Source organism: Isoptericola sp. NPDC019693 (genome assembly GCF_044389085.1).
Lineage (GTDB): Bacteria > Actinomycetota > Actinomycetes > Actinomycetales > Cellulomonadaceae > Isoptericola.
In genome coordinates, this window is sequence record NZ_JBIRXP010000001.1 from 189,222 (window position 1) to 209,907 (window position 20,686).

Below are 20,686 nucleotides of genomic sequence, written 5' to 3' on the forward strand. Positions count from 1 at the left end.
CCCGTCCCACCGACCTGTCAGGACCAGCGCTCGGTATACGTGGCGCGCGCCCTGACAACTCGTTCAGGCGGCGCGGCGCGGCTCCACCAGGCGGGCCAGCAGCTCGACCAGGAGGCGCTCCACCAGCGGCGCGGGCAGCGCCTCGACGAGCGCCAGCAGCGGCGCCATGGGCCCCACGCCCGGCGCTGCGTCGGGGTCACCGCCGACCGCGCCCAACCCGATGCCGTCCAGCAGCGCTGCGGCCGTCGCGGAGTCGAGAGGCGCGGAGGGGTCGAGGGCCGGGAGGGCGCCGAGCAGGGCGTCGGCGTCCGGCCGAGGCCGGCCCCGCACCTCGTCCGCCGCCGCCCGCAGCGCCGGCACGAGCTCGTCGAGCACGCCCGCGGTCACGGGCGTGACGGTGAGGTGGGTGGTGTGCGGAAGCCGCGTGCCGTCCGCCTGGTCGAGACCCGGCTGCGCCTGGAGGACCCAGCCGCGCGCCGCGACGGCGTCGGCCCAGACGTGCGGGTCGACGCGGTCCTCTGCGGGGACGCCGTCGTCGGCGGCGACGGCGAGCAGCGGGCCGGCGGGGGAGCCGACGACGCGAAGCCCGTCGATCCCGGCGGGTCCGTCGACGGCGTCGCGCAGGGCGAGCGTGGCGTGCCGCGCGCGGCCCGCGAGCGTCGCGAGCCCGTCGGTGCCGAGGGCACGCAGGATCGCCCACGCGGCGGCCAGCGGGCCGCCCGAGCGGGACCCGAGCAGCGTCGGGTTCACCACGGGGTACCCGGGCCAGCGCGTCGTGGCGAAGTACTGCGCGCGCTGGCGGTCGCGGTCCCGGTGCAGCAGCACGGACGCGCCCTTGGGGGCGAAGGCGTACTTGTGCAGGTCCGCGCTGAGGCTCGTCACGCCGGGCACGCCGAGGTCCCAGGCGGGCAGCCCGGGCCAGAACGGCAGCGCGAACCCGCCGATGCACGCGTCCACGTGCACCGGCACGCCCGCGGCCGCCGCGAGGGCCGCGACGTCGGCCACCGGGTCGGCAGCGGCGTGCGGGTACGACGGTGCCGAGACGACGACGAGGGCGACGTCGGCGGCCCCCTGCGGGCCCGAGGCCAGGCGCGCGCCGACGGCCCCGGCGTCGACCGCGCCCGCCGTCGAGCCCACGGCCACGACGGGCACCAGGTCGAGCTCCAGCCCGTACAGGTGCGCGGCCTTCTGGAACGCCGCGTGCACCGTCACCGGGGCGACGAGCCGCGGGCGCGCCTCACCGGGGCGCAGTCCGTGGACGGCGAGCCACGTGTCCCGCGCGGACTGCACCGCGAGCAGGCAGCTCTCCGTGCCGCCGCTCGTCACCGTGCCGACCGTGTCCGCGTCGCCGCCCAGCAGGTCGCGGGCGAAGGCCACGACGTCGCGCTCCAGGGCAGCCACCGAGCCGAACGTCGTGGGGTCGAGACCGTTGACGGGCTGCATGGCGCGCGCCGCGTCACCGGCGAGCGCGTCCAGCTCGGGCACGCCCGGGTCGTAGACGTAGCTGAGCACCCGGCCGCCGTGGGTCGGCGCGTCGTGGCGGCGCAGGGCGGCCAGCGCGGCGAGGACGGCGGCCGGGTCCTGGGCCAGGTCGAGCGCGTCGGCGGGCTGGGCGGGGTGGGTCACGGGGCCTCCTGGGGTCGGGGCGCGGGGTCGTCGGTGCGGGCGGCGCCGGGGCCTGGTGCGTCGTCGGGGGTGCCGGGGCCGGTGGCGTCGTGCGTGTCGACGTCGCCCCGGCGCAGCGGGTAGCGCCCCAGCGGCAGGAGGCTCGCCGCCACCAGCAGGGTGGGCAGGAGGCTGAACGACGCCACGATGCCGAGCACGGCGGCGGCCGGCTGGTCGACGGACTGCCCGGCCGTGGACTCCACGTACCCGGTGCCGGCCAGCACCACGGTCAGGAGGGTGGTGCCGAGCGCCATGCCGGTGGTCTCGCCGGCGGTCCAGACGCCGCCGAACGCGCCGGCACGGTCGGTGCGCGTCGCGCGGGCGTCGTGCGCGATGACGTCGGGGAGCATCGCCATCGGCAGCGACTGCATGCCCGCGTACGCGGCACCCGCGACGGCGACGGGCGCGTACACCCAGGCGCCGGGCGCCCAGGCGAGGGGCAGCAGCGCGAGAGCCGCCACGGCGAAGAGCGCCGACGCCAGCCGGAACGCGCGCTCCTTGCCGACGCGGCGGGCAAGCACGCCCCACGCGGGCGTCACGACGAGGGCCGGCCCCACCAGGGCGACGAAGAGGAACGTCACGGCGGCGGTGTCGTGCAGCACCCACGTCGCCACGTACTGGGCGCCGGCGAGCATGGCGCCCGTGGCGAGGGCCTGCAGCACGAACGCGCCGAGCAGGGTACGGAACGGCCGGCTCGTGCGCAGCAGGCCGAGCCCCTCGCGGTAGTGCGCGGCGAGCCGGGCTCGCGGCGGGACCGGGCGGGGCGGGGCGGGCGGCCCCGCGGAGCGCTCGACCGTGGACGCCAGGAGCAGCGCCGCCCCGAGCACCAGGGACGCGGCCACCGCCATCAGCAGGTAGCCGAGCCGCTCGTCCTCGCCGCCGAGTCCCCGCAGCGCGGGCCCGCCGCCGCCGAACAGCAGGATGGCGGCGGTGAGGACCACGACCCGCGCGGTGAGCAGGCGGGTCCGGGCGTCGTACGTGTCCGCGAGCTCGGCGGGCAGCGCGATGTACGGCACCTGGAACAGGCTGAACGCCGTCGCCGCCGCGAGGAACGCGAGGAGCACCCACACCGCCGCGCCCGCGGACCCGAGCCCGGCCGGCACCGCGAAAGTCAGGGTGAAGAAGACCGGCAGGGCGAGCCCGCCCACCAGCATGAGCCTCCGGCGCCGGCCGGTGCGGGCGTGCTCGCGGTCGCTGGCGGCGCCGATCAGCGGGTCGATGACGACGTCCCACACCTTGGCCGCCGTGACCAGCAGGCCGGCCAGCCCGGCCGCGACGCCGAGCGTGTCCGTGAGGTAGAAGACCAGCACCAGCCCGGGCAGCGTCGCGAACCCGCCGGTGCCGACGGACCCCACGGCGTACCGGGCGACCGTGCCCCTGCGCAGCGTCATGACGCGGGATCGTAGCGGTCCGGGAATGCCACGGCTCCTGTCGGCCTTGTGCGTACTGTGACCCAGGCGACGAACTCTGCCCCGGCCGGCCCCGCGCTCGGCTCCCTCGACCTCGACGCGGCACCGCTCGTGCTCGGCGGCAACGTGTTCGGCTGGACGGCGGACGACGCGGCCTCCTTCGCCGTCCTCGACGCGTTCGCCGATGCCGGCGGCCGCATGATCGACACCGCCGACGGCTACTCCGCCTGGGTGCCGGGCAACTCGGGCGGCGAGAGCGAGGCGACGATCGGGCGCTGGCTGGCCCGCACGGGACGCCGTGACGACGTGCTGGTCGCGACCAAGGTCTCCTCGCACCCCGAGTTCCGCGGGCTGGCGGCGACGACCGTGCGCGCCGCGGCGGAGGCGTCGCTGAAGCGCCTCGGCACCGACCGCATCGACCTGTACTACGCGCACTTCGACGACGCCGACGTCCCGATCGAGGAGACCGCCGCGGCGTTCTCCGCCCTCGTGGACGACGGCCTCGTGCGCGAGATCGGCGTCTCCAACTACGCCCCGGAGCGGATCGACGAGTGGTTCGCGGCCGTCGACGCCGGGGGGCTGCACCGCCCCGTCGCCCTGCAGCCGCACTACAACCTCGTGGAGCGCGGCTTCGAGGACGGGCTGCGTCCCGTCGCCGAGCACCACGGTCTCGGGGTGCTGCCGTACTACGCGCTCGCGGCGGGCTTCCTCGCGGGCGGCTACCGCGACGGCGAGGCGCCCGACAGCCCGCGCGCCCAGGGTGCGGCGCGCTACCTCGACGACCGCGGACGGCGCGTGCTGGCCGCCCTCGACGACGTCGCCGCCGCGCACGACGTCCCCGTCGCGTCCGTCGCGCTGGCGTGGCTGCGCGCCCAGCCGACCGTCGTCGCGCCGATCGCCAGCGCCCGCCACACGGGCCAGCTCGCGGCGCTGCTGCGCTCGATGACCCTGGAGCTCACCCCCGACGAGCTCGCCCGGCTGGACGGGGCCTCGTCCTGACAGCTCGGGAGGCGGGTCAGTCCTCCAGCGGGCCGAGCACCGACTGGGCCACGGTGGAGTGCGCGGACTCGTCGTCGCTGGGGTGGAAGATGCCGGCCAGCACGTCGCGGTAGAGGCGGCCCAGCTCGGAGCGGTTGAAGTACGTGGAGCCGCCGGAGCAGCGGATCGCCTCGTCGACGACCTGCCGGGCCGTCTCCGTGACACGCACCTTGAGCCCCGCCGTCGAGCGGAAGAACCCGGCACCCCGGTCGACCTGCGCGTCGACCTCGCCCGCCACCATGTCGAGCTGCGGCCACAGGCCGTCCAGCGCGAGCGCCGCGGTGCCGATCCGCCACCGGATGTCCGGGTCCTGCGAGTAGGCCTTGCCGGTCTTCATCGAACGACGCCGTCCCACCGTCTCGACGGCGAGCGCCAGCGCGCGGTCCGCGATGCCGAGGTACACGCTCGCCAGCAGGATCTCGAACGACGTGAAGATCCCCAGCACGTACGGGTCGAGGCTGGGCCCGGGGGACAGCCGGCGCAGCACCCGGTCCGCGGGGGCGTGGGCGCCGTCCAGCACGGTCGTGCACGACTGCGACGCCCGCATGCCGAGCGTGTCCCAGTCGTCCTTGATCTCGAAGCCGCCGCCGTCGCGGGTGACGAAGGCGTGCACGATGCGCGGGTCGTCGGGGTCCGTGTCGTCGAGGCCCATGACCCCCAGCCGGGTCCAGCCGGGGGAGTTCGACGTGAAGATCTTCGTGCCGTGGAACGCGTACCCGCCCTCGCCGTCGGGCCGGGCCTCGGTGCGCGACCCGAGCAGCACGAGGTCGTTGCCCGCCTCGGAGTAGCCGAAGCCGAAGACCTCGCCGTGGGCGGTCTCCTCCAGCAGCCAGTCCAGGGAGCCGTCGCCCCGCTCGTGCAGGAACCGGGCCACGCCCACCCAGACGTGGTGCATGTTCACCGCCAGGGCCGTCGCGGGGGCGGCGCCGGCGAGCCGGGCCTGCTCCCGCGCGGCCTCCCGCAGCGTGAGCCCGGCGCCCCCCAGGTGCTCGGGGACCATGGCCTGCAGGTAGCCGGCCGCCCTGAGGTCCGCGAGGTCGTCGTCGAAGAACGAGTTGTCGCGGTCGTGCGTGGCCGCACGGCCGCGGATCGTCTCGAGCAGCTCGTCGGTGAGGATCTGGCGCGCGGGGGTGAACGGCGAGGTCACGGGCATGTCCCTACCGTACGCCGCGCGGACCGGCCGGCACCGGGAGCCGACCCGACGACGACGGGCGCCCGGCCGGCACGAGGCCGGCCGGACGCCCGGTGGGTGAGGCGGTCGCCGCGGGGCGGACCGCGGAGGTCAGACCGCGGCGGTCGCGGCGGCCGGCTCGGGCTGCGGGAGCAGCCGGCGCAGGACGTCCGCGAGGGTCACGACCCCGACGACGTGCCCGTCGCGACGCACCAGGGCGAGCTGCTCGCCCTCGGCGCGCAGCTGCGCGAGCGCGGCGTGCACCGTCGTGGTCGCCTCCAGGACGAACGGACGCCTGGCGACCTCGTCCACGGGGGCGCCGTCGTCGAGGAGCAGGGTGTCGCGCACGTGCACGACGCCCTGCACCCCGTCACCGGAGCCCAGGAGGATGCGCAGGTGGCCCGAGGCCACCGACGCGGCCCGCACGTCCGCCGCGGTGGCGCCCACGGCCACGGCCGTCGGCGTCGACCCCTGCGGGACGAGGGCGTCGACCGTGAGGGTCTCGAGCTCCAGGGCCCCGGAGATCTGCGTGGAGTACGCCGCCTCGAGCGCCCCGACGTTCGCCGAGTGCTCCACGAGCTGGCGCAGCGTCGCCGGGTCCTGACCGCCCTCGACGTGGTCGACGGGGTCGACGCCCACCAGCCGCAGGCAGCGGTTGGCGAGGGCGTTGAGCCAGCGCAGCACGGGCCGCGTCACCCACATGAACGCCCGCATCGGCAGGGCCAGCAGGGTGGCGGAACGCTCGGGGTGCGCGATGGCCCACGACTTGGGCGCCATCTCGCCCACCACGAGGTGCAGGAACGTGACGATGATCAGCGCCAGCACGAAGCCCGCGACGTCGGCGACCCAGTACGGGGCGCCCCAGTCGGCGAACAGCGGCGTGAGCCAGTGGTGCACGGCCGGCTTGGTCACGGCGCCGAGCGCGAGCGTGCACGCGGTGATGCCGAGCTGCGACCCCGCGAGCAGCAGCGTCAGCTCCGAGGAGCTGCGCAGCGCGGCCCGCGCCGACCTGCTGTTCGGGGCGGCGTCCTCCAGCCGGTGGCGGCGCGCGCCCAGCAGGGCGAACTCGACCGCCACGAAGAAGGCGCTGAGGGCGATGATCGCCACCGTCGCGCCGAGCACGACCCAGGGGTTGCTCATCGGTCCTCCTCCTTGCTCGCGGCGTCCTCGGTGGCGGTCACGGTGGCCGCGGCGGCGCCGTCGGGCTCGACGAGCCGGACGCGCACCAGGTGCGGCACGTGCCGCTCGACCGTGATGACGTCGACCTCCAGCCGTCGCTCGACGGGCTCGTCGTGCACGAGGTCCGCCGGGTCCGGGGGCAGCTCGACCGTGATCGTGTCGCCGGCGTGCGGGAGCGCGCCGCGGGCCGCGATGAGCAGCCCCGCGACGGTCTCGTGGTCGCCCCGCGGCAGGTCGTGGCCGATGGCGCGCTCGGCCTCGTCCAGGTGGACGTCACCGCCCATCACCCACGCGCCGTCCTCCTCGGCCGTCACGGTGACGGGCAGGGCGGGGTCGTGCTCGTCGGTGATCTCGCCCACGAGCTCCTCGGCGAGGTCCTCCAGCGTGAGGACGCCCGCGAAGCCGCCGTACTCGTCGACGACGACGGCGAGCTGGTTGCGGGTGCGCGTCAGCTCGGCCAGCGCGTCGGGCAGGGGCATGAGCGTCGGCAGGATCGTCACCGGGCGCATGAGCTCGGTGACGGGGGCGTCGTCGGGCAGGCCCGTGCGCAGCAGGTCGGCGATCTGGACGACGCCGAGCGCCTGGTCCGAGCCGTCGACCACCGGGTAGCGCGAGTGACCGCCGGCCATGAGGCGGCGCAGCTCGCCCACCGTGACGTCCGGCTCGACGGTGCCGACGCGCGAGCGCGGGATCATCGCGTGCTCGACGTCGTGCTGCGGGAAGTCGAGGATGCGGTCCAGCAGCACGGACAGCTCGTCGGGCAGGTCCCCGCTCTCGCGGGACTCGGCCACGATGTGCTCGAGGTCCCGGGCCGTCGCCGAGTGCTCGACGTCGTGCACGGGCTCGATGCGCAGCAGGCGCAGCAGCGCGTTCGACGCCTTGTCGAACACGGCGATGAGCCAGCCGAACACGGTGAGGTACACCGTCGTCGAGGACGCGAGACGCACGGCCGTGGGCTCCGGGAGCGCGATCGCGAGGTTCTTCGGGAACAGCTCGCCGAAGAGCATCTGCACCAGCGTCGAGACGACGAGGGCCGCGACCGTGCCGACGGCCACGCCGACGCCGGTCGGGACCCCGACGCCGCCGAGCAGGGTGCCCAGCGCGTCGCCCACCAGCGGCTCGGCGACGTACCCGACCAGCAGGCCGGTCACGGTGATGCCGAGCTGGGCGCCGGAGAGCATGAACGACGTGCGGCGGGTGACGGCGAGGGCCCGCTTCGCGGTCGCGTCACCGGCCTCCGCGCGGGCGGCGAGCCGGGAGCGGTCCACGGTCATGAAGGCGAACTCCTGGGCGACGAAGTACGCCGTCGCCGCCGTGATCACGAGGATCACCAGGATGCCGAGGAGGAGGGAGAGGACGGCGGTCACCGGTGGTGCACCGCCTCAGGGTCGAGCGGAGCCGGGGGGTGCGGTGAGCCCGGACTATGACTGGGGTCGTCGGCGGGCGCGACCTGTTCCTCGGCCGCGGGCGCCGCGATGGCGTTCGAGTCGTTCGTGATGTCCACGATCGCCTCAACGTCTCTCCCGCGCCGACGGTTCCCGGCGTTACGCTCCGGTGCACACACGGTCGACGAGGACCGTGCCGCACGAAGGGACCGCCATGCCCGACCCGCTGCCCGACACAGCCGTCGACACCGCCGACACCGCCGCAGACCGTTCCGTGATCCGCAGTCCGCACGCCGACGTCGAGATCCCCGACCTCAGCCTGTACGAGTTCCTCTTCGCGTCGCTCGACGGGGCCGACGCCGACCGGGTCGCGCTGGTCGACGGCCCGAGCGGCGCCACGACGACGTACGGAGAGCTGCGCGACCGCGTGGACGCGATCGCCGGGGCGTTCGCCGCCCGCGGGCTCGCGGTCGGGGACGTGGTGGCTCTGCACAGCCCCAACGTGCCCGCCTTCGTCGCCGTCTTCCACGGCCTGCTGCGGGCCGGGATCACCGTGACCACGATCAACGCGCTCGCGTCCGGGCGCGAGGTCGCCAAGCAGCTCGAGTCGTCGGGGGCGAAGGCGCTCGTGACCGTCTCGGCGCTGCTGCCGGCGGCCGAGGCCGGGGCTGACGCCGCCGGGCTGGCCGCCGCCGACGTCGTCGTGCTGGACGGGGCGGACGGCCACCCGTCGCTCGGTGAGCTGCTCGCGGGCGGGCACCCCGCGCCGGACGTCGCGTTCGACCCCCGCACCCATCTCGCCGTCCTGCCGTACTCCTCCGGCACGACCGGCCTGCCCAAGGGCGTCATGCTCACGCACCGCAACCTCGTGGCCAACGTGGTGCAGACGGAGGCGTTCCTGCCGCTCGGGCCGGATGACGTCGTCCCGGCGGTGCTGCCGTTCTTCCACATCTACGGCATGACGGTGCTGATGGACGGCGCGATCTACCAGCGGTCGACGCTCGTCACGCTGCCGCGGTTCGACCTCGCGGAGTACCTGCGCGTCGTCGAGCAGCACCGGGCCACCGTGCTCTTCGTCGCCCCGCCGATCGCGCTGGCGCTCGCCAAGCACCCCGCGGCCGCGGACCGCGACCTGTCGAGCGTGCGGCTCCTCATGTCCGGGGCGGCGCCGTTCGACGAGCACCTGGCCGAGGCCGTGGGGCGCCGGCTGCCGGGCGCCCGGGTGCTGCAGGGCTACGGGATGTCGGAGATGTCGCCCGTCTCGCACGTCGTGCCCGTCGACCGGCCCGACATCTCCCCGGGCACGGTCGGCCTGCTGGTGCCGAACATGACGGCCCGGATCGTCGACCCGGCGACGGGGGAGCCGATCGCGCAGCCGCAGGAGGGGGTCAGCGCGCCGGGCGAGCTGCTGTGCGCCGGTCCGAACGTCATGGTGGGCTACCTCGCCGACGAACAGGCCACCCGCGACACGCTCGAGCCGGACGGCTTCCTGCACACGGGCGACATCGTGACGGTCGACGCCGAGGGCGCGTTCACCGTCGTCGACCGCCTCAAGGAGCTCATCAAGCACAAGGGCTACCAGGTGGCGCCCGCCGAGCTGGAGGCGCTGCTGCTCACCCACCCCGAGATCGCCGACGCGGCCGTGGTCGGCGTGCCCGACCCGGAGTCCGGGGAGGTGCCGAAGGCGTTCGTCGTGCGGGCCGAGGGCAGCGCCCTCGACGCCGACGACGTGCAGGCCTACGTCGCCGAGCAGGTCGCCCCGTACAAGAAGGTGCGCGTCGTCGAGTTCGTCGACGCGATCCCGAAGTCCGCGGCCGGCAAGATCCTGCGCAAGGAGCTGCGCACCCGCTGAGCCGTCGCGATGCTGTGAGCGGGAAGTCGGCCCTGTCCGACGGCGTGTCGAGGGCGTGTCTCCCGCTCACAGCATCGGACGGGGGTCCGGTAGGTTGGGCGGCGATGTCCGACGCCACCTCCGCTCCGTCCACGAGCCCCGTCCCTGCCGTCCCGCCGGCGGCCGACGGCGCGCCCCGCAAGACCCGCGTCGCCGTGCTGTTCGGCGGTCGTTCGGGTGAGCACGCCATCTCCGCGTCGACCGCGGCCGGCGTGCTGCGCGCGATCGACCGTGACCGCTACGACGTCGTGCCCGTGGGCATCACGCGCGAGGGCCGCTGGGTCGTCGCCGCGGACGACCCGGAGCGCTGGCAGATCACCGACGGTCGCCTGCCGGAGGTGACGGCCGACTCCGGCGCCGAGGTCGTGCTCTCGCTCACCCAGGGGGAGCGCACCCTGCGGGTGCTGGAGCCGGGCCAGGTGCCCGCGCTGCTCGGTGAGGTCGACGTCGTGTTCCCGCTGCTGCACGGCCCGTTCGGCGAGGACGGCACGGTGCAGGGCCTGCTGGAGCTGTCGGACGTGCACTACGTCGGCGCGGGCGTGCTCGCCTCGGCGGTCGGCATGGACAAGCACTTCATGAAGCTCGTGCTCGCCGGGCAGGGGCTCGCGGTCGGCCCGTACGTCGTGATCCGGCCCCGGGACTGGGAGCGGGACCGCGCCGCGTGCGTCGCCGCGGTCGAGCCGCTCGGCCTGCCGCTGTTCGTCAAGCCCGCCCGTGCGGGGTCGTCCCTCGGCATCACCCGCGTGGACGACCTGGCCGACCTGCCCGCCGCCGTCGAGGCTGCGCGCGAGCACGATCCCAAGGTGGTCGTCGAGGCCGGCATCGACGGCCGGGAGATCGAGTGCGCCGTGCTCGGCGGGCACGACGGCGCCCGGGCGCGCGCGTCGCTGCCCGGCGAGATCGTCGTCGACCACGACAGCCACGCGTTCTACGACTTCGAGGCGAAGTACCTCGACGAGGCGCACGTCGACCTGCGCTGCCCGGCCGAGCTGCCGCAGCCGGTGATCGACGAGATCCGCGAGGTCGCGGTGCGCACGTTCGAGGCCGTGGAGGCCGAGGGGCTGTCCCGCGTGGACGTCTTCGTCACCCCGGACGAGCGCGTGATCGTCAACGAGATCAACACCATGCCCGGGTTCACGCCGTTCTCGATGTACCCGCGCATGTGGGAGGCCTCGGGCGTGAGCTATCCCGACCTCGTGGACGAGCTCATCCAGCTCGCGCTGGAGCGGCCCACCGGCCTGCGCTGAGCGGTCGCGCCGTCAGGGCACGACCAGCTCGCCGAGCGCGCCGGGCGCGTGCGCGACCTCCCACAGGAACCCGTCGGGGTCGGTGAAGTAGCCGGAGTAGCCGCCCCACTCGCGCCGCACGCCGTCGCGGACGCTCGGTGCGCCGGCCCGGCGCGCGTGCTCCAGGACGGTGTCCACCTCGGCCGGGCCCGCGACGTTGTGCGCGAGCGTGAGCGGTGCCGTGCCGCCGCGCACCACCGGCCCGATCTCCTCGGTGGCGTGCCCCTCGTCCCACATGGACAGCACGACGTGCTGCCCCACCTGGAACATCAGCACCTCGCCGGGCGCCTCGACCAGCGGTTCCCAGCCCAGGCCGTCGACGTAGAAGCGCCGCGTGGCGGCGAGGTCGGTGACGACGAGGGTGACGAGGCTCAGGCGCTGGTCCATCCCGTCACCGTGCCACGACCGGCCGACACGCGCTCGGGTGGTCGCGGCGGTGCCGGGGTCCTCTCAGGTGCACTCCGCGGTGGCCGGCACGTTGCCCACGGCCTGCGCGAGGTCGCCGACGAACGACGTCGAGTGGTTCGCGGTGACCGACGGCGGCACCACGACCTCGACGGCCGGCTCGCGGCCGTAGGTGGTGAACCGCCAGGTGCCGTCCTCGCCGGCCTCGACGATCCAGTCGACGGCACCCGCTGCCGACTCGACCCGCTGGCAGTCGGGGGACGGCCCCGGCGGGGTGACGCCGCAGCGCAGGGTCACCGCGGCTCCCGGCTCGCCCCAGGCGGCCGTGGCCTGGGCGTTGGTGCTGGCCTTGTCGAGGTCGCCGGCGAGCACGTCGGGGAGCGCGAGCATGACGGGTGCGCAGTCCGGGTTCGCGGCGTCCTCGGCGGGCGTCGCGCCGATGGTCGTGGCGCAGGCCGCCAGCGGGACGACGAGGGCTCCCAGCGCGACGGCGCGGGCGGCAGGGGAGGGCATCAGGGCACGGCGGGGCACGGCTCCCACGCTACCGGCCGGGACCCGGCCCTCGACCGCCTACAGTCGTCCCCGTGACCGACGCCACCCGCCCCCTCGTGCACGACCTGTCCGAGGAGGACCTGCTCGCCCGCATCTTCCCCCTCCTGCCTGCCGCGTCGGCGACCCTCCTCGGCCCCGGCGACGACGCCGCGGTGGTCGCGGCCCCGGACGCGCGGTTCGTCGTCACGACGGACGTGCTGGTCGAGGACCGGCACTTCCGCCGCCGCTGGTCGGACGGGTACGACGTGGGCGCCCGGGCGGCGACGGCGAACCTCGCGGACGTCGCGGCGATGGGCGCACGACCGACCTCCCTGGTCGTCTCGCTCGTGGTGCCGGGGGACCTGCCGGTCGACTGGGTGACCGGGCTGGCCCGCGGGCTGGCGGACGTCTCGGCGCCGGCCGGGGCCGGGGTCGTCGGCGGGGACCTGTCGGGCGGCGAGGCCGTGGTCGTGGCCGTCACGGCGCACGGCGACCTGGAGGGGCGGGCACCGGTGACGCGTGGCGGCGCGCAGCCCGGGGACGTGCTGGCCTACGCGGGGCACCGGGGGCTGTCGGCGGCGGGCCTCGCGCTGCTCGACGCCGGTGCGGCCGGCCCCGAGGACGCGACGACCGTCGACGACGTGGCGGGCGTGGGGGCGTGCGTCGCCGGCTACCTGCGGCCGGTGGCGCCGCTCGCCGCCGGCCCGGCCGCGGCCCTGGCGGGCGCCACCGCGATGCTCGACGTCTCGGACGGGCTGCTGCGCGACGCGGGCCGGATGGCTCGCGCGAGCGGGGTCGGCGTGGACGTCGAGACGGCGGCCCTGGCGGGCGACGTCGAGCGGCTCCTGCCCGCCGCCCGGGCGCTGGGCCTCGGCACTGACGGCGCCGGCGGCACCGACGGCGGGATCGGGAGCGCGGTCGGTGCTGCGCGGGGATGGGTGCTCACCGGGGGAGAGGACCACGGCCTGCTCGCCGCGTTCCCGCCCGGGGTCGAGCTGCCGGCGGGGTTCCGACGCGTGGGCCGCGTGCTGCCCGGGCCCGTCGGTGTCAGCGTCGACGGCGCGGAGCCGGGCGTCAGCGGCGGCTGGGACCACTTCGCCGGCTGAGGGGCGGACCCGTCAGCCGCGCCGGTAGCGCACCTCGGTGACGGGCGTGTCGCCGATGTCGTCCATGCGCTCGACGCCGTCGGCCTGGAAGCCGTGGCGGCGGTAGAAGTGCTGGGCGCGCTCGTTCTGCGCGAGCACCCACAGCGACATGGGCACGCCGTCGGGGACGTCGGCGAGCACGGTGCGCATGAGGTCGCGGGCCACGCCACGCCCCCACGCCTCGGGGTCGAGGTAGATCGCGTAGAGCTCGAGGTCGCCGTCCTCGGCGTCCTCGTCGCGGGACGGGCCGTAGCTCGCGAAGCCCAGCAGGCGTCCGTCACCCTCGGCGACGAGCGTGGTGCGGGTGCCCTCGTCCAGGATCTGCTGCCACTGGGCGGCGCGCTCGGTGGCGTCGAGGGAGTCGAGGTACTCGGCCGGCAGCACGCTGGCGTAGGCGCCCTTCCACGAGATGAGGTGCACCTGGGCGATCCGCCCGGCGTCCGTCACCGCGGCGGGCCGGATCTCCACGTCGCTGTCCGTCTGCACGATCATCTGCTCAGGGTGCCACGTCGCGACCGCCTCGGCCAAGGCAGTTTGGTGAATCCTTCACGAATTCTTTGCCGGTGTCCGCGGGCGACCGGTGCGCGACAGCACGAGGGCCCGGCGACGGGTCCAGCGACGGGTCAGCGAGGGGCCGGCGGCGGGCGAGACGACGACGAGACGCCCGCCGGGAAGATCCCGACGGGCGTCTCGTGAAAGCGTCGATGCACCGGGGCGAACCCGGTGCGCAGGCTCAGGCCTGGCGCGTGACCTTGCCCGCCTTGAGGCAGGAGGTGCAGACGTTCACACGCTTGGGGGTGCCCGCGACCACGGCACGGACGCGCTGGATGTTCGGGTTCCAGCGGCGCTTCGTGCGGATGTGGGAGTGCGAGATGCTGTGCCCGAAGCCCGGGCCCTTGCCGCAGACGTCGCAGTTGGCAGCCACGGTCTCTCCTGAATCGTCGTGACACGACCCGCGCGCCAGGGCAGCAGGACGTGAAGCTTGGTAAGTGGGGGAGCCCGGAACTGGCCGGGCAACCACACGAGGATAGCCGATGCAGGGAGTGCCCCTCAACGTGGGGTGTCTCACCGCTACCGTGGGGGGCGTGCAGCAGCCCGAGCTTCTCGACGCCGCCGTCGTCCGTGCCTGGGTGAGCACCGCCGCCCGGGCCCTCGCCGAGGCCCGCGCCGAGATCGACCGCGTGAACGTCTTCCCCGTCGCCGACGGCGACACCGGCACCAACATGTACCTCACGATCCGTGACGCCGCCGCCGCGGTCCGCGCCGCGCCCGCCGACGCCGGCGGGGCGCGGCTGCTCCGGCTGGCGGCACGGGCCGCGCTGCTCGGCGCGCGCGGCAACTCCGGGGTGATCCTCAGCGAGTGGCTGCGCGGCCTCACGGTCGCGGCGACGCGCGGCGACAGCCTCGCCATCGCGCTCGACGTCGCCGCCCGGACCGCGCGCCGTGCCGTCGCGCACCCCGCGCCCGGCACGATCCTCACGGCGGCGGAGTCCGCCGCGGCGGCGGCCCGGCACGCGGAGGCCGGCGGGATGGTCGGGCCGGCCGGCGCCCCGGCGCGGCTGTCCACGACCGACGCGGCCTGTCGCGGGGCCCGGGAGGCGGCGCTGCGCAGCGTGGGCGCGCTGGAGCAGCTCCGTGCGGCGGGCGTGCTCGACGCCGGTGCCTGCGGCCTGGTGCTCGTGCTGCGGTCGCTGGCCGCGGCGCAGCGGGCCGTGTCGGAGCGGGGTGTGTCGAAGGGAGGCGGGTCGGAGCGGGACGCGCCGCAGGGGCAGGCGCCCGCGAGGCAGGTGCCGGGAGGGGACGAGCCGGACGGGGAGCGCGACGGGGTGTCGGAGGCGGACGGCAGCATCGAGCCCGTGCTGCTGGACATCGACCTGCGCGGCCACGCCACGCCCGCCGCCCCGGAGGACGGCGCGGTCGCCCACGCCTCGGGAGGACAGGGGCCGAGCCGTGCCGCCGTGGCGAGCCCCCACGGCCACCGGCACGACGGGGACGCGGGCGACGACGTCGAGCTCATGTTCGTGCTGGAGCGCTCCGCCGTCGCCGAGGACTTCAGCCCCGGGGCGGTGGCGGACGCGCTGCGGGCCGATCTGGACGACGTCGGGAGCTCCGTCGTCGTGGTGGGCGGTGGTGCCGAGGGCGGCGCGGACGACGCCCGCGCGCTCTGGCAGGCCCACGTGCACACCGCGGACCTCGACGCGGCCCTCGGCGTGGCGCGCCGATGGGCGGCCCGGGGCGCCGTGTCGCGGGTCTCGGTCCGTCACCTCGCCGTGCCGCCGGACCGCTGGGCCGTGGTGGTGACGACGTCGGCGCCGACGCTGGCGGCCGAGCTGGCGCGCGGGGGAGCCGTCGTGGTGCTGGACCTGGACGTCCCGCCGACCGCCGACGACCTCGCCGCCGCGGCCTTCGGCGCGGGAGCGCCGCACGTGCTCGTCCTCGCGCCCGAGGCGCTGCAGCAGGACGTCGCCGGCGCCGACGTCGTCGCGGGGCCCCAGGACGGCCCGGACGCCGCCCCGGAGGTCGTGCGCGTCGTCGCGCCCGGTGACCTGCACCTCGTGGCGGGGATGTCGGCGCTGGCGGCCACGCTCGACGACCCGGGGGAGCAGGACGCCGACGTCTCCGCCGCGGTCGGCGCGGTGGTCGCCGGGCTGCGGGTCGGCGGCGGTCCGGCCGTCACGGTCGGCGCGATCGTCAAGCGGCTCGTGGCCGGCACACCGACCGCGATCGTCACGCTGCTGCCCGACGACGGCGTCCCGGACGCCACCGTGCAGGTGCTGGCCTCGCGGGCCGCCGCGGTGTCCGACGGTGCGGACGTCGTCGTGATGCGCACGGGACGCCCCGGCGACCACGTGGCCGTCGGGGTCGAGCCGCTCGCCGCCGAGGCAGGGGGTCCCGCGTGACCGGGCGCGAGGGCGAGGCGCTGACCCGGGTGCTCGGGGCCCGCAGCGCGGGACCGTTGGCCAAGCTCGACCTGGTCACGGTCGGGGACCTGCTGCGTCACTACCCGCGCCGGTACGGCGACCCCGGCACGCTCACGGACATGGACCGGCTGGCGCTCGGCGAGCACGTCACCGTGATGGCCCGGGTGGCGCGCGCGACGGTCCGGACGATGCGCTCGCGCGCGGGCGCCATGCTCCAGGCGGTCGTCACGGACGGCCGCCACGAGCTGGCGCTGACCTTCTTCGCCAAGCGCGCGGGCGCGCTGCGGCCGCACGAGGACAAGCTGCGGCCCGGGCGGGTGGGCCTGTTCACCGGCGTGGTCAGCGAGTACCGCGGCACCCGCCAGCTCACCCACCCCGACTACGTCCTCGTGGGCGTCGACGCCGACGACGCCGAGGAGGCGATGTTCGAGGCGAGCCGCCCCATCCCCATCTACCCCGCGTCATCGTCGGTGCCCTCCTGGCGCATCCAGCGGGCGGTGCGGACGGTGCTCGACCCGCTCACCGAGGGCGACGTGGAGGACCCGGTCCCGCCCGAGGTCCGGGCCCGGCACGGGCTGCCGTCGCGGCTCGACGCCCTGCGTGCGATCCACCACCCGGTCGACCAGGACGCGTGGCAGCGGGCGCGCCACCGGTTCCGCTTCGAGGAAGCCTTCGTGCTGCAGGCCGCGCTCGCGCAGCGCCGTGCGCACGCGGCCGAGCAGGAGGCCACCGCGCGTCCTCTGCGCGGGCCGGGGGAACCGAGCCTGCTCGCCGACTTCGACGAGGCTCTGCCCTTCACCCTCACCGACGGGCAGCGCTCCGTGGGCGAGGACCTGGCGCACGAGCTCGCCCAGGCCCGCCCGATGCAGCGGCTGCTGCAGGGCGAGGTCGGCTCGGGCAAGACCGTCGTGGCGCTGCGGGCGATGCTCCAGGTGGTCGACGCCGGCGGCCAGGCCGCGCTGCTCGCGCCCACCGAGGTGCTCGCGGCGCAGCACGCCCGCACCCTGCGGGCCCTGCTCGGGCCGCTCGCCGAGGGCGGGCTGCTCGGCGGGGCCGCGCACGGCACGCGGGTGGCGCTGCTCACCGGCTCGCTCGGTGCCGCGGCCCGCAAGGAGGCGCTGCTGCAGGCGGCCGGCGGAGAGGCAGGGATCGTCGTGGGCACCCACGCCCTGCTGGGCGACCAGGTGCAGTTCGCCGACCTGGGCCTCGTCGTCGTCGACGAGCAGCACCGGTTCGGCGTCGAGCAACGGGACGCGCTGCGCGCCAAGGGACGGGTCGCGCCCCACGTGCTCGTCATGACGGCCACGCCCATCCCGCGCACGGTCGCGATGACGGTGTTCGGCGACCTCGAGACGTCGTCGCTGACCCAGGTGCCCGCCGGCCGCGCGGGGATCACGTCGCACGTGGTGCCCGCCGGGAACCCGCGGTGGATGGAGCGCACCTGGTCGCGCGTGCGCGAGGAGGTCGACAAGGGCCACCGCGCGTACGTCGTGTGCCCGCGGATCCACCCCGACGAGGACCTCCCGGCGGGCGGCGGCGCCGCGGCCAAGGACTTCGACGACGTCCCCGACCTGCTCGAGCTCATGGACGGCGACGCCGCAGGAGCGAGCGACCGCCCGCCCCTGCGCGCGGTGCTGGAGGTGGCGGACATGCTGCGCGAGACGCCCGCGCTCGCCGGCCTCGACGTCGGCGTGCTGCACGGCCAGATGACGCCCGCGGACAAGGAGTCCGCGATGGCACGGTTCGCGGCGGGCGACCTGCAGGTGCTGGTCTCCACCACCGTGATCGAGGTGGGCGTGGACGTGCCCGAGGCCACGGTGATGGTCGTCTTCGACGCGGACCGGTTCGGGCTGTCCCAGCTGCACCAGCTGCGCGGCCGCGTCGGGCGAGGCTCCGCGCCGGGCCTGTGCCTCCTGGTCTCCACGGCGCAGCCCGGCACCCCCGCCGCGACGCGGGTCGAGGCGCTCGCGGAGACCACCGACGGCTTCCGGCTCGCCACCCTGGACCTCGAGCTGCGCTCCGAGGGCGACGTGCTCGGGGCCGCCCAGTCCGGCCGCTCCAGCTCCCTGCGCCTGCTGCGCGTCGTGCAGGACGCCGACCTCATCGCCGACGCGCGGCGCGAGGCCACGGCCCTCGTCGACGCCGACCTCGAGCTGGGCTCCCACCCCGAGCTGCGCGCGGCGATCGAGGCCCAGCTGGACGACGAGCAGGAGGAGTTCCTCGAGCGTGCCTGATCCTCGCGCCCGATCGGCGAGGGTCCGGTGGCCGAGCGCCCGCGCGAAGCACGCGGCCCCCTCGGACCGCCCCGGCACGGCGTCGCGGCGCGGGCGGGTGCTCACCGCCCTCGCGGTCCTGGCGGGCTGCCTCCTGGTCGGGCACCGGTGGTTGCCTGACGTCGGCGGGCTGGCCAGCCTGGTCGCGACCTTCCTGCCCTGGCTCGGGCTGGCGGTGCCGGTGCTGCTCGTCGGCGCGGCGGTGCGCCGTTCGGTGACGGCTGCGGCCGCGGCGACCGCCCTCGCCGTGACCTGGGTGGTGGTGTGCGTGCCGCTGCCGCTCGGCGTCCAGCCCGGGCCGGGCGGCGGGCAGCTCGTGGTCGTGCAGCACAACGTCGGGGACACCAACGCGGACCCCGCCGGGACCGCCGCCGTCCTGCTCGCGCCAGAGCCCGACGTCGTCACCCTCGTCGAGGTGACCCCGCCGCTCGCCGCGGCGTTCACCGAGGCGTTCGGGGACGAGCTGCCGCACCAGGCGGTGCAGGGGACGGTCGGGGTGTGGTCGCGGCACCCGTTGGGCGGGGCCGCACCGGTCGACCTGAGACCCGCGGGGGTCGACCCGTCCTGGGACCGGGGCCTGCGCGTCACGGTGGACGCCCCGGCGCACGGGGGTGTGCGGCTGTACGCGGTGCACCTGCCGTCCGTGCGGCTGGGTCCCGCAGGTCTGGGCACCGCGGCACGCGACGAGAGCATCGCCCGGCTGGGGGCCGAGCTGGCGGCCGACGACTCCCCGGTCGTGCTGGTGGCGGGCGACCTCAACACGGCCCTCGACGACCGGGCGCTCGCGCCGGTCGTCGCCGAGGTGGCCGGGCGCCGGCAGACCTTCGGTTTCACCTTCCCCGCGTCCGCACCGGTCGTCCGGATCGACCACGTCCTCGCCCGCGGGGCGAGCGTCGAGCGGGTGGCGACCCTCGGGCGGACGGCGAGCGACCATCTGCCGGTCGCCGCCGAGGTCGCGCTGCCGCGGGGGTGAGCGGGGCGGATACGCTCGGCGCCATGACGAGGATCGTGGCCGGCCGGTTCGGCGGGCGCTCGCTGCAGGTGCCGCCGAAGGGCACGCGTCCCACCAGCGACCGGGTCCGCGAGGCGATCTTCTCCCGGCTGGACCACCTCGACGTGCTGGACGGCGCGCGGGTGCTCGACCTGTACGCCGGGTCCGGTGCGCTGGGCCTGGAGGCCGCGAGCCGCGGCGCCGCCGAGGTCGTCCTGGTGGACGCGAACCGCCGGGCGGCGGACGTGGCCCGTCGCAACGTGGCGACCCTGGGGCTCCAGCGCGAGGTGCGGGTCCTCGCCGACTCCGCGGAGCGGTTCGCGAGCTCACCATCCGCCGGGGCGGCCGGCTCGCCCGGGTTCGACGTCGTCTTCCTCGACCCGCCGTACGACCTGGCCGAGGAGGCGCTCGCGACGGTCCTGGCACACCTGGCCGCACCCGGGGTGCTGGCCGCGGGCGCCGTCGTCGTGGTGGAGCGGTCCACCCGCAGCCCCGAGCCCGACTGGCCCGCGGGGCTCGAGGCGTTCGCCCGCAAGGACTACGGGGAGACGGCCGTGCACTACGCCGAGCCGGCGGAGCCCGGCGCACCGGTGGGGACCGCCGGCGCGTAGCGCTCCGCCCCCTCGAGGACCGCGACCGGCACGGCGGCCAGCGCTGCCGGGTCCGCCGGGTCGACGAGCGGCACCCGCGGCCCGGACGCCGCGGCGAGCAGCCGCCCGACCGCCGGGTCGTCGGCGACGGTGCCCTCGCACTCGCGCAGGTGCTCGAGGAGGAAGTCGCGCACGGCGGCGGCCGGCACCGCCTCCGCACCGGGGTCCGTGCCGAGAGCCGTCAGCAGCATCGCCGGGACCCGCGGGGACCCCGGGCCTCCGATACCCGGCTGGAAGTACGGCAGGGCGAGGGCTCGCGCGCCGTGCCGGGCGTAGAAGCGCAGCCGCGCCGCCGGGTCCCCGTGCGTCGGGTGGACGGGGTGGTGGCCGGGGTGCTCGACCTCCGCCAGGGCGAGCACGGGATGCAGCTCCTCGCGCCACCCCGCGAGCGACCGGTCCAGCAGGCGCCCGCCCACGCCGCCGCCACGCCGGCCGGGCGCCAGCGCGAGGTAGTCCACGAGCAGCACGCGCGTGGCCCGCGACCACGTGGCCACGATGCCGGCGACCACCCGACCGTCCTGCTCCACGCCGTAGGCCGTGAGCTCCCCGGAGCCGATGCCGGCGTGCAGGCCGTCCGGCGACGCGAGCTCGTCGGGCGGGAAGGAGGGGACCAGGACGTCCTGCCACAGCGACTCGAGCTGTGCCGCCCCGGTCAGCGGCACCACGGCCGGTTCCGCGGGCGAGGGGTGAGGCGCGCTGTCGTCGCTCATGCCCCCAGGGTGGCCCGGTCGCGGGGTCGCGGCACC

General features: G+C 76.1%; 18 protein-coding genes. 8 read left to right on the forward strand and 10 right to left on the reverse strand.

Translation table 11 applies throughout. The annotated features are described in order from the left end of the window. Positions 1 to 63: 63 nt before the first annotated feature. Together ACH436_RS00890 and ACH436_RS00895 are read right to left on the reverse strand one after the other, a co-directional pair. On the reverse strand, positions 64 to 1,626 hold the full coding sequence (locus ACH436_RS00890) for a pyridoxal phosphate-dependent decarboxylase family protein (RefSeq protein ID WP_430558299.1): 1,563 nt from the start codon (positions 1,624 to 1,626) through the stop codon (positions 64 to 66). Then, complete coding sequence (locus ACH436_RS00895; protein ID WP_430558300.1) at positions 1,623 to 3,056, reverse strand: MFS transporter; 1,434 nt, start codon at positions 3,054 to 3,056, stop codon at positions 1,623 to 1,625. The genes ACH436_RS00890 and ACH436_RS00895 overlap by 4 nt, the downstream gene beginning before the upstream one ends. 57 nt (positions 3,057 to 3,113) lie before the next feature. Here ACH436_RS00895 and ACH436_RS00900 point away from each other — a divergent pair, with 57 nt between their 5' ends. Further along, positions 3,114 to 4,073: an aldo/keto reductase gene (locus ACH436_RS00900; RefSeq protein WP_430559127.1), complete on the forward strand. Its 960-nt coding sequence runs from the start codon at positions 3,114 to 3,116 to the stop codon at positions 4,071 to 4,073. 16 nt (positions 4,074 to 4,089) lie between these two features. Here ACH436_RS00900 and ACH436_RS00905 read toward each other — a convergent pair whose 3' ends face one another. From ACH436_RS00905 to ACH436_RS00915, 3 genes are all read right to left on the reverse strand, one after another. Then, a complete protein-coding gene (locus ACH436_RS00905; RefSeq protein ID WP_430558301.1) occupies positions 4,090 to 5,265 on the reverse strand; it encodes an acyl-CoA dehydrogenase family protein in 1,176 nt (391 codons plus the stop codon). A 129-nt stretch (positions 5,266 to 5,394) separates the two neighbouring features. Further along, on the reverse strand, positions 5,395 to 6,423 hold the full coding sequence (locus ACH436_RS00910; RefSeq protein ID WP_430558302.1) for a hemolysin family protein: 1,029 nt from the start codon (positions 6,421 to 6,423) through the stop codon (positions 5,395 to 5,397). Then, entirely contained in the window at positions 6,420 to 7,829 is a 1,410-nt protein-coding gene (locus ACH436_RS00915; protein ID WP_430558303.1) for a hemolysin family protein, read from the reverse strand. The genes ACH436_RS00910 and ACH436_RS00915 overlap by 4 nt, the downstream gene beginning before the upstream one ends. Positions 7,830 to 8,061: 232 nt before the next feature. Here ACH436_RS00915 and ACH436_RS00920 point away from each other — a divergent pair, with 232 nt between their 5' ends. Together ACH436_RS00920 and ACH436_RS00925 are read left to right on the forward strand one after the other, a co-directional pair. Then, positions 8,062 to 9,699, forward strand: coding sequence for an AMP-binding protein (locus tag ACH436_RS00920; protein ID WP_430558304.1), 1,638 nt, complete (start codon positions 8,062 to 8,064; stop codon positions 9,697 to 9,699). Positions 9,700 to 9,803: 104 nt separating this feature from the next. Further along, the gene (locus tag ACH436_RS00925) at positions 9,804 to 10,985 is read left to right on the forward strand and encodes a D-alanine--D-alanine ligase family protein (protein WP_430558305.1); all 1,182 of its coding nucleotides are present in this window, start codon (positions 9,804 to 9,806) and stop codon (positions 10,983 to 10,985) included. Positions 10,986 to 10,997: 12 nt separating this feature from the next. Here ACH436_RS00925 and ACH436_RS00930 read toward each other — a convergent pair whose 3' ends face one another. Together ACH436_RS00930 and ACH436_RS00935 are read right to left on the reverse strand one after the other, a co-directional pair. Next, entirely contained in the window at positions 10,998 to 11,411 is a 414-nt protein-coding gene (locus tag ACH436_RS00930) for a VOC family protein (RefSeq protein WP_430558306.1), read from the reverse strand. Positions 11,412 to 11,474: 63 nt separating this feature from the next. Further along, positions 11,475 to 11,960 (reverse strand): DUF3515 family protein, encoded by a 486-nt coding sequence (locus ACH436_RS00935; protein ID WP_430558307.1) that lies wholly within the window; start codon positions 11,958 to 11,960, stop codon positions 11,475 to 11,477. A gap of 53 nt (positions 11,961 to 12,013) precedes the next feature. Here ACH436_RS00935 and ACH436_RS00940 point away from each other — a divergent pair, with 53 nt between their 5' ends. Then, positions 12,014 to 13,066, forward strand: coding sequence for a thiamine-phosphate kinase (locus tag ACH436_RS00940; protein WP_430558308.1), 1,053 nt, complete (start codon positions 12,014 to 12,016; stop codon positions 13,064 to 13,066). A gap of 12 nt (positions 13,067 to 13,078) precedes the next feature. Here the strand turns inward: ACH436_RS00940 and ACH436_RS00945 are convergent, their stop codons facing one another. Further along, complete coding sequence (locus tag ACH436_RS00945) at positions 13,079 to 13,597, reverse strand: GNAT family N-acetyltransferase (protein WP_430558309.1); 519 nt, start codon at positions 13,595 to 13,597, stop codon at positions 13,079 to 13,081. A 241-nt stretch (positions 13,598 to 13,838) separates the two neighbouring features. Next, a complete protein-coding gene (gene rpmB, locus ACH436_RS00950) occupies positions 13,839 to 14,030 on the reverse strand; it encodes a 50S ribosomal protein L28 (protein ID WP_069984843.1) in 192 nt (63 codons plus the stop codon). A gap of 160 nt (positions 14,031 to 14,190) precedes the next feature. On the opposite strand from rpmB, the gene ACH436_RS00955 reads away from it, so the two are divergent. Genes ACH436_RS00955 through rsmD form a run of 4 tightly spaced genes read left to right on the forward strand, consistent with a single transcriptional unit; the run spans position 14,191 to position 19,901 of the window. Next, complete coding sequence (locus tag ACH436_RS00955) at positions 14,191 to 16,005, forward strand: DAK2 domain-containing protein (RefSeq protein ID WP_430558310.1); 1,815 nt, start codon at positions 14,191 to 14,193, stop codon at positions 16,003 to 16,005. Further along, a complete protein-coding gene (locus ACH436_RS00960) occupies positions 16,002 to 18,260 on the forward strand; it encodes an ATP-dependent DNA helicase RecG (RefSeq protein WP_430558311.1) in 2,259 nt (752 codons plus the stop codon). The genes ACH436_RS00955 and ACH436_RS00960 overlap by 4 nt, the downstream gene beginning before the upstream one ends. Next, entirely contained in the window at positions 18,253 to 19,272 is a 1,020-nt protein-coding gene (locus tag ACH436_RS00965) for an endonuclease/exonuclease/phosphatase family protein (RefSeq protein ID WP_430558312.1), read from the forward strand. Before ACH436_RS00960 ends, ACH436_RS00965 begins: the two co-directional genes overlap by 8 nt. Positions 19,273 to 19,295: 23 nt before the next feature. Then, a complete protein-coding gene (gene rsmD, locus ACH436_RS00970) occupies positions 19,296 to 19,901 on the forward strand; it encodes a 16S rRNA (guanine(966)-N(2))-methyltransferase RsmD (protein WP_430558313.1) in 606 nt (201 codons plus the stop codon). On the opposite strand, the gene ACH436_RS00975 is transcribed toward rsmD, so the two are convergent. Continuing rightward, positions 19,850 to 20,650, reverse strand: a complete 801-nt coding sequence (locus tag ACH436_RS00975; RefSeq protein WP_430558314.1) for a hypothetical protein — start codon at positions 20,648 to 20,650, stop codon at positions 19,850 to 19,852. The genes rsmD and ACH436_RS00975 overlap by 52 nt on opposite strands. Between the last annotated feature and the right edge of the window lie 36 nt (positions 20,651 to 20,686).

Excerpts from the sequence above, each read along its gene's own strand:
- ACH436_RS00895 (WP_430558300.1), bottom strand. The coding sequence starts at position 3,056 with ATGACGCTGCGCAGGGGCACGGTCGCCCGGTACGCCGTGGGGTCCGTC.
- ACH436_RS00905 (WP_430558301.1), bottom strand. The coding sequence starts at position 5,265 with ATGCCCGTGACCTCGCCGTTCACCCCCGCGCGCCAGATCCTCACCGAC.
- ACH436_RS00910 (WP_430558302.1), bottom strand. The coding sequence starts at position 6,423 with ATGAGCAACCCCTGGGTCGTGCTCGGCGCGACGGTGGCGATCATCGCC.
- ACH436_RS00920 (WP_430558304.1), top strand. The coding sequence starts at position 8,062 with ATGCCCGACCCGCTGCCCGACACAGCCGTCGACACCGCCGACACCGCC.
- ACH436_RS00925 (WP_430558305.1), top strand. The coding sequence starts at position 9,804 with ATGTCCGACGCCACCTCCGCTCCGTCCACGAGCCCCGTCCCTGCCGTC.
- ACH436_RS00930 (WP_430558306.1), bottom strand. The coding sequence starts at position 11,411 with ATGGACCAGCGCCTGAGCCTCGTCACCCTCGTCGTCACCGACCTCGCC.
- ACH436_RS00945 (WP_430558309.1), bottom strand. The coding sequence starts at position 13,597 with ATGATCGTGCAGACGGACAGCGACGTGGAGATCCGGCCCGCCGCGGTG.
- rsmD (WP_430558313.1), top strand. The coding sequence starts at position 19,296 with ATGACGAGGATCGTGGCCGGCCGGTTCGGCGGGCGCTCGCTGCAGGTG.
- ACH436_RS00975 (WP_430558314.1), bottom strand. The coding sequence starts at position 20,650 with ATGAGCGACGACAGCGCGCCTCACCCCTCGCCCGCGGAACCGGCCGTG.